Source organism: Alteromonas sp. G5_S2_22_S1, assembly GCF_054968525.1.
In genome coordinates, this window is the sequence record NZ_JBQKUJ010000005.1 from 25,410 (window position 1) to 39,421 (window position 14,012).

General features: G+C 41.2%; 13 protein-coding genes. 5 read left to right on the plus strand and 8 right to left on the minus strand.

Features of this window, described 5'->3' with window-relative positions; genetic code table 11:
* Position 1 precedes the first annotated feature (1 nt).
* On the minus strand, positions 2–607 hold the full coding sequence (gene ccoO / locus ACTRWF_RS07290; RefSeq protein ID WP_012518546.1) for a cytochrome-c oxidase, cbb3-type subunit II: 606 nt from the start codon (positions 605–607) through the stop codon (positions 2–4).
* A 15-nt stretch (positions 608–622) separates the two neighbouring features.
* Positions 623–2,056, minus strand: a complete 1,434-nt coding sequence (gene ccoN / locus ACTRWF_RS07295) for a cytochrome-c oxidase, cbb3-type subunit I (RefSeq protein ID WP_012518545.1) — start codon at positions 2,054–2,056, stop codon at positions 623–625.
* Between the two features lie 229 nt (positions 2,057–2,285).
* On the opposite strand from ccoN, the gene ACTRWF_RS07300 reads away from it, so the two are divergent.
* Positions 2,286–2,765, plus strand: coding sequence for a hypothetical protein (locus ACTRWF_RS07300; RefSeq protein WP_023559720.1), 480 nt, complete (start codon positions 2,286–2,288; stop codon positions 2,763–2,765).
* A 69-nt stretch (positions 2,766–2,834) separates the two neighbouring features.
* Here the strand turns inward: ACTRWF_RS07300 and bfr (ACTRWF_RS07305) are convergent, their stop codons facing one another.
* The 3 genes from bfr (ACTRWF_RS07305) to ACTRWF_RS07315 form a co-directional block, all read right to left on the minus strand.
* Positions 2,835–3,302, minus strand: coding sequence for a bacterioferritin (gene bfr, locus ACTRWF_RS07305; RefSeq protein WP_012518543.1), 468 nt, complete (start codon positions 3,300–3,302; stop codon positions 2,835–2,837).
* Positions 3,302–3,778, minus strand: coding sequence for a bacterioferritin (gene bfr / locus ACTRWF_RS07310; RefSeq protein WP_462835301.1), 477 nt, complete (start codon positions 3,776–3,778; stop codon positions 3,302–3,304). Before bfr (ACTRWF_RS07310) ends, bfr (ACTRWF_RS07305) begins: the two co-directional genes overlap by 1 nt.
* A 133-nt stretch (positions 3,779–3,911) precedes the next feature.
* The gene (locus tag ACTRWF_RS07315; protein WP_015067287.1) at positions 3,912–5,483 is read right to left on the minus strand and encodes a cation:proton antiporter family protein; all 1,572 of its coding nucleotides are present in this window, start codon (positions 5,481–5,483) and stop codon (positions 3,912–3,914) included.
* A gap of 399 nt (positions 5,484–5,882) precedes the next feature.
* On the opposite strand from ACTRWF_RS07315, the gene ACTRWF_RS07320 reads away from it, so the two are divergent.
* Complete coding sequence (locus ACTRWF_RS07320) at positions 5,883–7,514, plus strand: glutamate synthase-related protein (protein WP_462835302.1); 1,632 nt, start codon at positions 5,883–5,885, stop codon at positions 7,512–7,514.
* A gap of 92 nt (positions 7,515–7,606) precedes the next feature.
* Here ACTRWF_RS07320 and ACTRWF_RS07325 read toward each other — a convergent pair whose 3' ends face one another.
* On the minus strand, positions 7,607–8,080 hold the full coding sequence (locus ACTRWF_RS07325) for a c-type cytochrome (RefSeq protein ID WP_462835303.1): 474 nt from the start codon (positions 8,078–8,080) through the stop codon (positions 7,607–7,609).
* A gap of 201 nt (positions 8,081–8,281) precedes the next feature.
* Here ACTRWF_RS07325 and ACTRWF_RS07330 point away from each other — a divergent pair, with 201 nt between their 5' ends.
* Together ACTRWF_RS07330 and ACTRWF_RS07335 are read left to right on the plus strand one after the other, a co-directional pair.
* Entirely contained in the window at positions 8,282–8,704 is a 423-nt protein-coding gene (locus tag ACTRWF_RS07330) for a universal stress protein (RefSeq protein ID WP_020743664.1), read from the plus strand.
* Between the two features lie 68 nt (positions 8,705–8,772).
* Positions 8,773–9,126 (plus strand): diacylglycerol kinase, encoded by a 354-nt coding sequence (locus ACTRWF_RS07335; protein ID WP_012518537.1) that lies wholly within the window; start codon positions 8,773–8,775, stop codon positions 9,124–9,126.
* A 23-nt stretch (positions 9,127–9,149) separates the two neighbouring features.
* Here the strand turns inward: ACTRWF_RS07335 and ACTRWF_RS07340 are convergent, their stop codons facing one another.
* Positions 9,150–9,500, minus strand: a complete 351-nt coding sequence (locus ACTRWF_RS07340) for a hypothetical protein (protein WP_012518536.1) — start codon at positions 9,498–9,500, stop codon at positions 9,150–9,152.
* 219 nt (positions 9,501–9,719) lie between these two features.
* Positions 9,720–10,910 (minus strand): tyrosine-type recombinase/integrase, encoded by a 1,191-nt coding sequence (locus ACTRWF_RS07345; protein WP_020743663.1) that lies wholly within the window; start codon positions 10,908–10,910, stop codon positions 9,720–9,722.
* 2,019 nt (positions 10,911–12,929) lie between these two features.
* On the opposite strand from ACTRWF_RS07345, the gene ACTRWF_RS07350 reads away from it, so the two are divergent.
* Complete coding sequence (locus ACTRWF_RS07350; protein WP_462835304.1) at positions 12,930–13,565, plus strand: hypothetical protein; 636 nt, start codon at positions 12,930–12,932, stop codon at positions 13,563–13,565.
* Positions 13,566–14,012: the final 447 nt, after the last annotated feature.

Below are 14,012 nucleotides of genomic sequence, written 5' to 3' on the forward strand. Positions count from 1 at the left end.
ATTATTTCAAATGTGTGCCAAGAGATTGTAGATAAGCAATAAGGGCTTGCATTTCCGTTTTACCCTTTACTGCCGCTTTCGCACCCGCAATATCTTCGTCGGTATACGGAACACCAAATCCACGGAATACTTCCATTTTTTTAGCTGTTAACTCGCCGTCAAGCGTGTTTTCCGCAAGCCAAGGGAAACCTGGCATGTTCGACTCTGGTACTACGTTACGAGGATTAAGCAGGTGAACACGATGCCATTCATCGCTGTAACGACCACCAACACGTGCAAGGTCAGGACCAGTACGCTTAGAGCCCCAAAGGAAAGGGTGCTCCCATACTGACTCACCAGCAACGCTGTAGTGACCATAACGCTCTGTTTCTGCGCGAAATGGACGGATCATCTGACTATGACAACCTACACAGCCTTCACGAATGTAGATGTCACGGCCTTCTAGCTCAAGCGCGGTATATGGACGTAAGCCTTTTACCGGTTCCATGGTTTGCTGTTGAAACATCAACGGCGTAATTTGCACCATGGCACCAAAGCTGATAGCGATAAGAATTAATACCGTTAACAGACCGACATTTTTTTCAATTAACTCATGTGCGTTTTTCATTATTCGTCTCCTTAACTACGCTGGCTGAGTCGCTGGATCTGCAGCGATACTGCCTTTAGGTGCACGAACGGTTTTCCATGTGTTGTATGCCATAATGAGCATACCCGCTACCACGAAACAACCACCAATGAAACGAACCACATAGAACGGCTTAGACGCTTCTAATGACTCAACAAAGCTATAGGTTAACGTACCATCAGCATTTACTGCACGCCACATTAGACCCTGAAGTACACCAGACATCCACATTGCTACGATGTATAGAACAACACCGATAGTAGCGAACCAGAAGTGCACGTTAACTAGCTTGGTGCTGTACATTGCACGCTGACCAAATAGCACTGGAATTAAGTGGTAAATTGAACCAATTGAGACCATTGCTACCCAACCTAGTGCGCCAGAGTGTACGTGACCAATTGTCCAGTCAGTGTAGTGAGATAATGCGTTAACGGTTTTAATTGCCATCATTGGGCCTTCGAAAGTAGACATACCGTAGAAAGACAATGAAACAATTAAGAAACGCAGTACTGGGTCAGTGCGAAGCTTATGCCACGCGCCAGATAGCGTCATGATACCGTTAATCATACCACCCCAAGATGGAACGAATAAGATAATAGACATCACCATGCCTAGTGACTGAGTCCAGTCTGGTAGGGCAGTGTAGTGAAGGTGGTGTGGACCAGCCCAGATATACAGAGAAATAAGTGCCCAGAAGTGAACAATTGAAAGTCTGTATGAATAAACCGGGCGACCAGCTTGCTTAGGCACGAAGTAATACATCATACCAAGGAAGCCCGCAGTTAGGAAAAAACCTACCGCGTTATGGCCGTACCACCACTGCATCATAGCGTCTACTGCGCCTGCATACAGTGAATACGATTTAGTGAAAGATACCGGAATAGCCATGCTGTTACCAATATGAAGAATTGCAACAGTTAGCATGAACGCACCTAAGAACCAGTTCGCTACATAAATGTGCGAAACTTTACGGATTACTAGGGTTCCGAAGAAGTTGATGATGTAAGCGACCCAAACCAGTGCCAAAAGGATGTCAATTGGCCATTCTAGTTCAGCGTATTCTTTAGTGCTGGTTAAGCCCATAGGTAGGGTAATTACAGCTAAAACAATAACGGCTTGCCAACCCCAAAAGGTAAATGCGGCAAGTTTGTCACTGAACAGTCTTACCTGGCAGGTACGCTGAACGATGTAGTACGACGTTGCAAATAGCGCACAGCCGCCGAAGGCAAAAATAACGGCGTTAGTGTGCAACGGACGCAAACGTGAGAATGTTAGCCATGGTGTGTCAAAGTTGAGCATAGGTGCAAATAGTTGCGCGGCAATAAATACCCCTAGGCCCATACCAATGATACCCCAGACTATGGTCATGATGGTAAATTGCCTAACTACTTTATAATTGTAGTCAGGTTGTGCTTGGCTTATTTCACTCATTTTAATGAATCTTCCACTTCAAATGAACTATGGTCTCCAACTGCCGGAATAGTACGGTCGAGACGTGTATCAGCTAAGGAATAACGCTTCACACCGAGCTCGGAAAGAGTAATAATTATTGTCTCCAAGCCAGTTGGTACGCGGATGATAAGGTTTTTAATTACAAAAAGATACCATAAACTACCTAAGGTTGATCTCCATCAATGAAGAAATATACAAAATTTAAGAAATGCTAAAAAAAAATAACAATAAAAGATCAGAATTTTTACATTCTCAACTGCCGTTGCTCGCCATCATCGTAGTCGCGGTGTGTGTTTATCTTGCGCATGAATTTCAATCATCAGCGATGAACGAGAACGTACTTATTAATGGAATAGGAAACAGCTGCAACTTTGTCAACGAAACTTGCGAATTCTTAATTGATGGCGAGGTGGCCATTGCCACATTTTCAACTATGCCTGAACCTGAAGAGTCGGTAACGTTGAAAATTTTAATTCCTGAAAATCAAGAAATCGAGAGTGCCTGGATTGAAGGGGTAAACATGTATATGGGCAAAATTCCCGTGCTGTTAGATAACGATGGTCAAGGAAAGTGGTCAGGTTGGTTTATGTTAGGCAGTTGTAGTGAGCCAGTTATGAAATGGCAATTGCGGTTAAATATTGAAGGAAAGGACAACCCCCACTATTTATATTTTGTGACGCAACAATAAGTATGGCAGCACAATAGATAACGGCTGCGCGATGCAGCCGTTATTACTTTACTATGTTTTTTTCACAACTTACATTTGCGACTGTAAGTAGTTCGAAAGGCCAATTCGCTTAATCAGCCCTAACTGTTGTTCTAACCAATGCGCGTGATCCATTTCTGTGTCATCAAGAAGAACAATAAGCATGTCGCGGGTCACGTAGTCTTTCTCAGTTTCACAAAGCGCGATGACTTCACGTAGTTTTGCGTCAACTTCGTATTCCACACGCAAATCGCTCTCAAGCATTTCTGGTACGTCTTTACCCACTTTAAAGCCTGTGCGCTTTGTCATATCAGGGGTGCCTTCCAAAAACAGCATGCGCTCTATGAGCTTTGTTGCGTGACCGCGTTCGTCATCAAACTCGTGATCGATTCGCTCATACAACTTATTCAACCCCCAATCGAGATACATTTGAGAGTGAATAAAGTATTGGTCCATGGCTGCTAGTTCGTATGAAAGCAGCTCATTTAAGCCATTGATTATTGCTTGATTGCCTTTCATTAGCCATCTCCCATTACTTGCGCTTGCAGGTAGTTTTCAATACCCATCGCATCAATCTGATATTCTTGCGTTTCAATCCAGTCTAAGTGCTCTTCTTCATATTCAAGAAGGTCTTCTAATAAATCGCGAGACACATAGTCTTGTTTCTCTTCGCATAATGCGATGGCTTCGCGAAGTAGGGGAAGCTGCTCTTTTTGAAAACGCGCATCGCACGACAGCATTTCTACGGTATCTTCACCAATATAAAGTTTACCTAGCGCTTGAAGGTTAGGTAGCCCTTCTAGGAAAAGAATACGCTCAATGAGATCATCGGCTTGCTTCATATCCTTGATGGACTTCTTGTAATTCTTTTCGTTTAACTCGGAAAAGCCCCAGTTTTTAAACATACGGGCGTGCAGAAAGTATTGATTTATCGAAGTAAGTTCGCTTGTGAGCACTTCGTTCAATTTTGCAACTACTTGTTTATCACCTTGCATTGTGTAAACCCTATTGACGTATTTGCCGCAAGTATAGACTAATATTTGTGATGCGTCAAAATTCCTTTGAAAAACAGCCGCTTACAAACGATAACGTTTCTCAATTCATCCATTGTTCGCATTTAGAACTGCATCACTGTTGCGCATGAGCATAGGCAAGGCTTTCTTCCGCAAAACCCAGCCCAGCTTCAGTGAAGAAGTTAAACACTTTATCTACGCCATTTTCTAGTAAATGAGACACTTCATCTTCGTAACGAGCGATAGCTGCGACCTTGCCCGTATAGCCTGCATTTTTGAGCTGGCGCGTAATATTGATGGAATCCTGAATTGACGGTAACGCCAGTAAAACAAGCTGAACTTGTTGTATATCAAGGTTATCCCACAGATCAACGTCTTCGCCATCACCACAAATTACGTTAAGGCCTTCGCTTGCCATTTCTTTGATTTTAACTCTGTCAGCATCCATGCCCCATACGTTTACTTCACTTAGCTTAGAAAGCGCGTTAAATGCTCCACGGCCTACGCGGCCCATTCCTAAGACTAAAAATTCGGCATTGTGCAAAGTAGGATAGATATCTTCTTTTAATCGTTCAGGCTTCTCGAAGCGTTTTATTGTTTGTTTGTATTTGTGATAGCGAGAATGAGAATTGCGATACAGCACGCTGGTAAAAATAAATGAAATAGACACTGCAAGCGCTATAACCACTAACCACGAATTAGCCAGCAATCCAAGCGATACAGTAAGTGCGCCAACTATGAGCCCAAACTCGCTGTAGTTTGAGAGCACTAAGCTACTTAAATAAGCCGTACGGCCTCTTAATCGCAGTGAGGTAAATAGCCCGAAGAAAAGCGCTGCTTTAAGAGGAATAAACAAGCAGAATACGATGGCCAGCACTATCATATTTAAATCTGGAAGCGCTGTTAGCCCTATAGTGAGGAAGAACCCAATTAACAGCAGATCTTTAAAGCTTAATAATGATTTGGCAAGTTCTGATGCTTTTTCATGCTGCGCAAGCAAAATACCAAATATGAGTGCACCCAAATCGCCCTTTATATTCACCAGTTCAAATAAATGATATCCGCCGAGCGCTAGGATGAAGCCGGTGAGTGGTAATAATTCACCGTGTCCTGATTTGTTTATCATTTTGTTTATGAGTGGCATGGCGGGGAATAAGGCAAGTAATGCAAGCGCCCATACCGAAGGAAGCTTGCCTGTGGCTACGACCAAAAATATTACGGCGAACACGTCTTGCATAACTAAAATGCCAATAGCTAAACGCCCGTGACGGGTTTTGCTTTCACCACTTTCTTCTAACACCTTTACCACGCAAACGGTGCTGCTAAAGCTTAAGGCAAATGCAATAAGAGCAGCACTTTCCCAAGTAAGACCGTCTACAAAATTAGCTGCTATCGTCCCCATAGCAAATAAACAACAGGTAATTACACCTACCCAAACTAAGGTATGTGTGATGCTTCCAGCCCAAACCTCGCGACGACTCAAGTCACGAATATTGAGCTTTAACCCAATGGTGAAGAGCATGATAGTAATACCCAAATTAGCTATTTGGGTTAAATCTTCGGTTAAGGTATAGCCTGCGAAATTTAATAAAAAGCCAGCAACGAGATAGCCGACAAGTGGAGGAATGCCGATAAGCTTAACCGTTAAACCGCACGCAAATGCGAAGAGAAGAAATGCATACTCCATGAATTACCTTTCAAAATAGTTATACGTAAAAACCGTAGCCTTTAATAAGGGTACAACACTTTTATATCTGGATAAGCTATCGATTTTTATTATTGATAGTGGTTATCAGATACCAAGTGTTTAAGGTGTAAATACTTTCTGTAGATTAACATGCAATAGCTTGTTTTCGCAGCTAAAAAGCGTGTTTTTATTGCTGAGTATTTTTTCTGTTATATGCGTGTTCTATCGCACTAATGGTAACGCGTAACCGATAGGTGTGCCTAATAGGTTGTTCAAATTAAGTTTTCAAATCAGCTATTTACCGCCAAGGCAAATCTAGATCTCACTTTTGGGTGTATTGAAGAAGGTTAGTGGCTTAGTATACAAATAAAACATGACCAAAATAAAGAAGGACTTTAAATGCGTATTACAATATTAGGCGTGCTTAGCATGTTGGTTGTTTTTAATGTAGCAATTGGTTTGCTTTGGACTCCAATTTGGTGGTTTCTGTTACTCTCTGTCACCCTTCTTATTTTTGGCTTATACGACGCGTTTCAATCAAAACATGCCATATTGAAAAACTTTCCATTGATAGGTCGAGTCCGATGGACTGTTGAAGGCCTTAGACCTTATATACAGCAGTATATTATTGAAACCGATACGGGTGGCGCGCCTATATCGAGGATGTTTCGGTCAATTGTTTATCAGCGTGCTAAGAATAGCCGCGAGACTATTCCATTTGGAACGCAACTCGACACCTATAAAGAGGGATATGAATGGATTGGCCACTCGTTATCTGCCCGCGAAGTTGAGGAAATGGATGAAAACCCCCGCATTACTGTTGGCGGACCACATTGTAAGCAGCCCTACGAAGCCAGTGTGCTGAATATCAGTGCAATGAGCTTTGGCAGTTTATCTAAAAACGCAGTACTTGCCCTAAATAAAGGGGCGCAGAAAGGTGGCTTTTATCACAATACCGGTGAGGGCGGTCTGACGCCCTACCACTTAAAACATGGTGGTGACATCGTTTGGCAAATTGGTACGGGTTACTTCGGCTGTAGAACCAAAGACGGCGGCTTTGATCCTGACGTGTTCAAGGAAAAGGCACAGTTAGACAACGTTAAAATGATAGAAATAAAATTGAGTCAAGGCGCTAAGCCAGGCCATGGCGGCATTCTTCCTGCGTATAAAAATACCCCTGAAATCGCTGAAATAAGAGGGGTAGAACCGGGGACTCAGGTTGATTCTCCGCCACGACATAAAGCGTTTTCGACGCCATCGGAGATGATTGATTTCATTACTGAGTTACGAGAGCTAAGTGGCTATAAGCCCGTTGGCATTAAATTAGCGCTTGGAAGGAAAAGTGAGTTTATTGCTATGTGTAAAGCCATGGTGGAAAAGGGCGTTACCCCCGACTTTATTACCGTAGACGGTGGCGAAGGTGGAACTGGCGCGGCTCCATTAGAGTATACGAATTCCATTGGCTTTCCCCTTCGAGAAGCGCTGGCGTTTGTAGATGACTGTCTTACTGGTTTCGACCTTCGGAAGAAGGTTAAAATTATCGCATCTGGAAAAATAATTACGGCGTTCCAACTCGCTAAAAACCTAAGCTTAGGCGCCGATTTATGTAATAGTGCGAGAGGCATGATGCTAGCTTTAGGCTGCGTTCAATCACTGTCTTGCAATACGAATAAGTGTCCAACTGGCGTAGCAACACAGGATCCAAGACTTGCCCGCGGATTAAATGTAGAGGACAAATTTGAAAGGGTTTACCGTTTTCATAGAAAGACAATTCACGCACTGATGGATATTTTATCTTCTACCGGCCATGTTAAAACCAGTGAGCTAAACCGAACTCATATTTTCAGGCGGGTCGATCAGTGTCACGTCGCGCGCTATGATGAGATTTTTCCGTTAGTGAAAACCGGAAGCTTCCTTACTGATGAGGTACCTGAACGGTTTAAGCTTCACCTTAAAGAGGCCAATGCAGAAAGCTTTATGCCGTGTAGTTTGTTAGCTGAAATTGAAAAAGAAACGAAAGACGTTTCGTAAAGCGCTACTAGCAACGAGAACTGTGATTTCATGAAAAGGCATTTACACTCCTGGCCAATTTCTCTAAGACCAGGCGTGTACGTGCTTTTTTGCTATTCCACTTTCTTTTCTGGAATACGTAATTGATAAAGACGATAGTCACTGGTTCTATAAGGTGAGACTTTATATTTTGGTTGAAGGTATGCCACCAAATCTATGAGCTCGGAAACGGTGAGTTCGTCATTAACAACGCGCATCAAGGAAACACCATCTTCACTCGTAAAGCTTGCAGGCTGTCGGGGTGTCAATTTGTGTGAAGGATTGATGATGCTTGTCACAAGTTCTGCATAAGTCTTAATTCTGCCACTACTTCCGCCTAGCGGTATAGGTTTAACCAACAAGTATTGGGCGCTGCCATCTTCGCCTTCGCCAGCAATTCTATGGCAATCTTGGCACTGATATTTTTTAAAAACCAGATAACCTTGTTCCGCGTTGCCTTCGGGTAAACTAAACCCTCTGGGTGATTTTGCGCCTTGCTCACAGGCAAAAAGCAGAAGCGTAGCTAGCAGTATGATTGCGGTCTTCATCACTTATTCCTTCTATTATTTTACTATTAAATGATAGCTCAAAGCTCAGTTGATAAATTTAGTATGAAGTAGCTGTTGGAACTTATATTGACCTAGCGCAAAGTATTAACAATAAACACAAGATAATCTTTTGTTATCAAGTTTACGCAAAAGCAAAGCGATTATTTGGCGTTAACTTTTTATCACAACGGGAGAAAAGCTATGCAAAGCTACAATACGATTTTAGTACCTATAGATGTGTATTCTGATTACAACGTGGTAGTAGAAAGAGCGATTTCCATCGCTGGTAATAGCCATAAGCTCCACTTGCTATATGTCGCATACCCCCAAACTAATATGGAGCCCTACGGTTTCTTTTTAGAAAAAGATTTTTCACAAGAGGTAAGAGAGCAAGCCTTAAGGCAGCTAAAAGATGTGGCAGCAAAGCATGATATTCCCTATAGCCATGTCAATGTTGAAATAGGTTCGCCCGCTGATGAGATTCACCATATGGCTGAAAAAATTAACGCCGATCTCATTGTTGTAGGCACCCATGGTCAAAGTGGTTTGCGGCTTTTACTCGGTTCAACCGCAAATGCTGTGCTTCACGGTGTAAAAACAGATGTGTTGGCGGTAAAAGTATAGCGATGTCATTCGACTGTCATGAAGCTTCGCTAGCGTGATGATTTTTGTGGGAACGAATAATACTAAAAATGATCAAACGGACAGGGTTCTCTAGGCTTCTTTTTGCAACCCATTATTCAATCAAAGGGCTGCGTGCCGCATTTAAAAGTGAGGCGGCGATAAGGCAGGAATTAATGGCGATGAGCTTATTAGTCCCCACGGCTTTGCTCTTGAACATTTCAACGGTAGAAAAATTACTGCTTATCGTGTCGTTGTTTATTGTCTTGATCACAGAGCTTCTCAATACCGCGATTGAAAAGCTCTGCGATCATATAACAACCGACTTCCACGAACTCATTGGACGAGCAAAAGATATTGGCTCGGCCGCTGTCTTCGTTAGCCTCTTGCTTGCTATTATTACTTGGTTATCAATTTTATGGTAACCAAGTAATAATACGTGGGGTTATTAAAGCGACTTTATTTTTTTGTCACACGACTCATTAACTAACGTTCGAATAGTGCTGTCTAAATTCTTTATGTGCGAATAGTGAATTGAAGTTTCGCCACCCTTACTGATGTCTTTAATCGTAAATACTACATCGTCATCTCGTGAGGTAACGCAAATGCGTACGAAATCATCAGACTGTGCCAGTGGTACATGAAGATATAAGGGCTCATTATGAGAGTTCAGATACTCAACCGCTGCTTCTTTCGATTTAAAGGGGTCTTGTTTCTCTGGTTGAACATGCCAAGACGAAGAGGGAACGACTAACTCTGCCAGTAGTTTGCCGTGCTTTGTATCGATTCCGCTACTCATATATAACTCCTTTACGTAAAGCAAAAACATGTCGTACTTGAGGTGATTGAATACCTACACCGTACGCAAACTAGATTCGATAATGTATGCAGTTGTTACGCAGGGAATACGTATTTAGATTGGTAAAGATAACAAAGCGTTGCAGAGTAGGGTGCTGTTGGTATTGATCAATGTTACGCGTAACCATTTAACGAAAAATACTTTATTTATTTCAGTGGGTTATCGATTGCGTTTGGCGGACAATTTCGCCATGCCGCCCCGTTTTACATTCGCTTGTTTAGTATAATGCCCCGGCATTTCTGGAGATTGCCAGCCCCCGGCAAGCTGCAGTTCGGGTAAAGATGCGCCATCTTCTGCAAGCGATACTGCGCCGCCAACGCGACCACTGTGTGGCGTAATATTTTCGGAAATTCCAGCACGATGGGCAATGCGTCGCCAAATACGATAGACACTTGAGTAATTAAGAACGTTTGCTTTATGACTTGGTATTTGTTCGTCAAAGGGCAATAGTGCCGTTTTATGATTCGTCAATCGTCGAAAAAGTATGCCTTTGTGTAGCCCACGTAAATCTGAAACATGTCGGGTTTGTTTGGTTTTAGGGCAAGTATTTGCTTCATTTATATACTCTTGGATCATAGAAACCGTACTGGAGGAAACATACCTATATTGACCTTGTCCAGATTGATCACTCTTAGAAGAAACCACAAGCAGTGTATTATTCCTGGCAGAAATATCTTCTACACAAACTCTTACTAATTCGTCTGCACGCAGTAAGGCATCGAACATAAGGTTAATAATGGCAATATCTCTTAGTTCTAACAAAGAGTCGGGAATAATAGCGTTATTTATTTGTTCAACCATTTCAATGGTAAGCGGAACAGCCTGTTTGTGTGTCAAACGATACTTTCTATTTTCAATAAGAGACAGTCTTATAAAATCTCTTAAATAGGCAGAACGGATGATGGGGTTAGGCAATTTAGCAACACCTAAAAATTTACTGAGCGCAGACAGACGACGTTTAATCGTTCTGTAGGCGAGGGGAGAACGACACAATTCTTCTACATATTGCTTTATACATAATTCATTGTGGCTAAAATCGTCGGTGAAGCCTTGCAGATTAGCCTGCTTACAAAAAATTGCGAATTCGTTGTAGTCACTAATATACGCACGTTGCGTGTTGTACGGTAACTTAGTAAAAATTTCTCGGTAGTAACTTTCAACATCATGCGTAGATGAAGAACGTGAAAGCGAAACGAGTTGCGAATTGACACCTCCTTTAGTGGAGCCACTACCAGAATCGTAATAACCGGAAGCGTGGCTGCTATTATTGCTATATTCCAATGAATCACTTGTCGCTTGCCGCTTCACTTTATGGGGGTGTAAATGTGTTATCTTTTGCTTAGATGACATGAATTGGCCTGCATGTAGCGCGTTCAATAAGATTGTATCTATTATAAATAATTTTGTAACGTATTGATTTAAATAGTTATTCACGCATGATAACTGTAATTATCATGCGTGAAGTAACAAGGTAATACTTGTATTCGCGCAGGTCTAACCATACGTTTATTCAATAAATATAGGCTTACAGAACGCGTAATCGGGATACCTTGCCTGATAGTTCAGTAGTATTTCCTATTAGTTCAGTAATATTTCCTATTAGGTGCCACTTTACCACAAGGCTGTATTTACATACAGTTTTGTGGTAATTCCTGCTTAGTTTAGTTGTCTTCCGGCTGCCTTTTTAAACAGGAGCAATAGAATTTCGCGATTTAAGCTCAATTTATGTTCAGATAAACGCGTGCGCTGTGTGAAATCTATAAGGCAATACCCTTATTATGCCTATAGATTTCATGTAGCGTTGCCTGAAAAATGCACTAAAATAGGTGGCAGACCGAAGACCTCTGACCGTAGAACGACGCGCTAAAGATAAACACAAGGTCTTGAATGGCTTGTTTCATCCATACTCATGGTTATCACTTTTTTGATACTGCTATCTTAGCGGAATAGGTGATAGCAACGTGGCCAATTTACCTACCACAGTTAAATGGCGATACTCGTACCGTTTTCGTTTTTCGGCTTTCAGACTGGCGCTCAGTAAGCAGTATTTCAATATCTGAACTACGATAAGTCATCCGCTTTTACATTAAATTCCTCTGTGTATTACGTAAATACTTTATTCATGATTAACCTTGTTGTACTGACGCCGAATTAAATATAGTGCTTGCAATTAAACATGCTGAACTTATTAATGACACATTTTTAAATTGCTTTTATCGCTTATTAACGAGTTTTTCTTTAATCTCAATACCTTATATTTATCACTTTACTTAGCCCAACAAGTATTACTTATTTAGATAGCGTGCTTTGTATTAAGTACTAAATAAGATTGTTATCGATAGATTACAAAGATTGTAGCCTTATATTCTTTATTATCAACCGAAGCCTTTTATTTGAAAAAGGCGACGTTTAATCATCTATGGGTTGCTATAAATTAGCTTTTTAAAACCTGTCGAGCAGGACTCATTCTCAAATATACGGTTATAAATGGTTTGCTAGATTTATTTAAGAAATAAAACGTAACGAACAAAACCTATATTTAAACTCGTGTTTTATAACCAGAACCTTTTAATTCCTAATCAACGGTAAACCATTCATAACGCTTTAAATATCTACCTCTAATAACGAACTAATTAATAGTGCTTTTGTCAGATCCATTCCTGAGCTGGAATACGCTTACCGTGAAATCAATGGGTTAGAAAGAAAATTCTATTAGGGGGCTAGAGATATTGTCTATTTAAAAGCTGGAACGCAGTTCAATTTTTAGGCTCGCTGGAATTTCTAGAAACTTACGTCCTTATAAATCTTTATATTGTCATAATGTGACATACAATTCGGATAATTACAAATCATGGCATTCATGCGAACGCACTTCCTAACCTTTAGCTATGAAGTATAGCCGTTATCATCCCGATTGGTTTCGATGAGTCCTCAGCATCACCTTCAACACCTTTGTCGGTGTGACTCTTGGAAGCCACCCATATTAAGCAAGCCTTTGTGCGCTGTTTGTAATGTTAAAAAAGAGTAGGAGGGTAAGGTAAACACAAATTGTCTACCTCTCGGCATCGGGGGATGCCGAACACTCTATGCCTACTTACAGTCATCACATTGTGTATACCTTGAAATTAGGCGAAATGTTTTCAACCGGAAAAAGATAGAGGAGTGACATCGCGAACATCATGCGGAAAGCCCTCATTGCACAGGTGTCCGTTCTTATATCATGTTGGTCTAACCGAGTGACTTCATAATGAACCAAACGCTGTAATCACATAGGTTTGCTACTATTTGTGACAAAACCGACGATTTCAATATAACAAAGATGATGTACAATGCTTTACAAAACACTGTATCCTTTGAGGAAATTTCCATTTGAATAAACCGGTTTTGCAAAAAGAGTTAGGTATTACTGAGCCTGTCTGGATGATTTCTAGTGAGGAAGAAAAGTTAATCTGGAGAACGTTCATCGCTTTGTTGTCGTTTACGGTTAACTTTCTGATCGGGCAATCGAGTCTCGAATGGGTGAATCTAGTTACATCGCTAACCGTAACTGCTTACGTGGTTTTTGTCGTTAACACGGAACGCTCTTACTCTAAATTTAAAGCAATTACTAAAAGCAAGTTACTTACATTAAGCTGGTTACCTCCAGTAATAATGTTCATTGGAATAGTAGGTTCATTTGTAGTTTTCCTAATCTATATCATTACTCATATACTTATTGAGTCACAACAAGAACAGCTCGCTTTTAATTATACTGAAGAAGTCATCTCTATTATTACCGTGATCATAATTGTTGTTGCTTCAAAGAACTTTCTTTTCAAGGACCAACTTTTCAGAACTATGTATCTAGAGTTATCTATCGTGCTGATTCAGTTATTCTCTAAAAATGGTCAAATGTCGAAATTTTCATTTTGTATCTTTGAACTTGGCGTGGTCGCAATTTCTTCAGGATTAGCGTATACAGTTTTTCAACTAGCAGACTATATCTTTCTTTATTTTAGTATTTAGCACGTTGCCCTTTAACAACTCGCCCCGTTTTTAAGGTGATGTTCACACATCTAAGCCATTTATATGAACGGTCAGATATATGGATAGTCTTCAGGGAGGCTCTTTCAGGCTGGTCCGCGCATTTCGGCCCTCGGTTATCGAGTCAGGAGGAATTGGCAAGAATAGCTAGAGAGGAGTGTTGATTGCTGAATTCTATACTTTTTTCAGCAAATAGAGCAGGGTTATAAGATTACGTCAGACCTAAACTGACAGCGATTGGCAGATTCTTTAAGTTCTGTTCAGTTTAAGCTAATAGGCAAGGGCTTGAGTCAATTTTTCAGAAATATGCTGATATTCGGTCAGGTTGGAGGCCGGTAGAGGTGATTTCTCTACGGTACGCGGGCTTTACATAGAATCGTATCAAATACGCTTAGATGTTGCTGATGAGTATTATGAACCACTCGCATT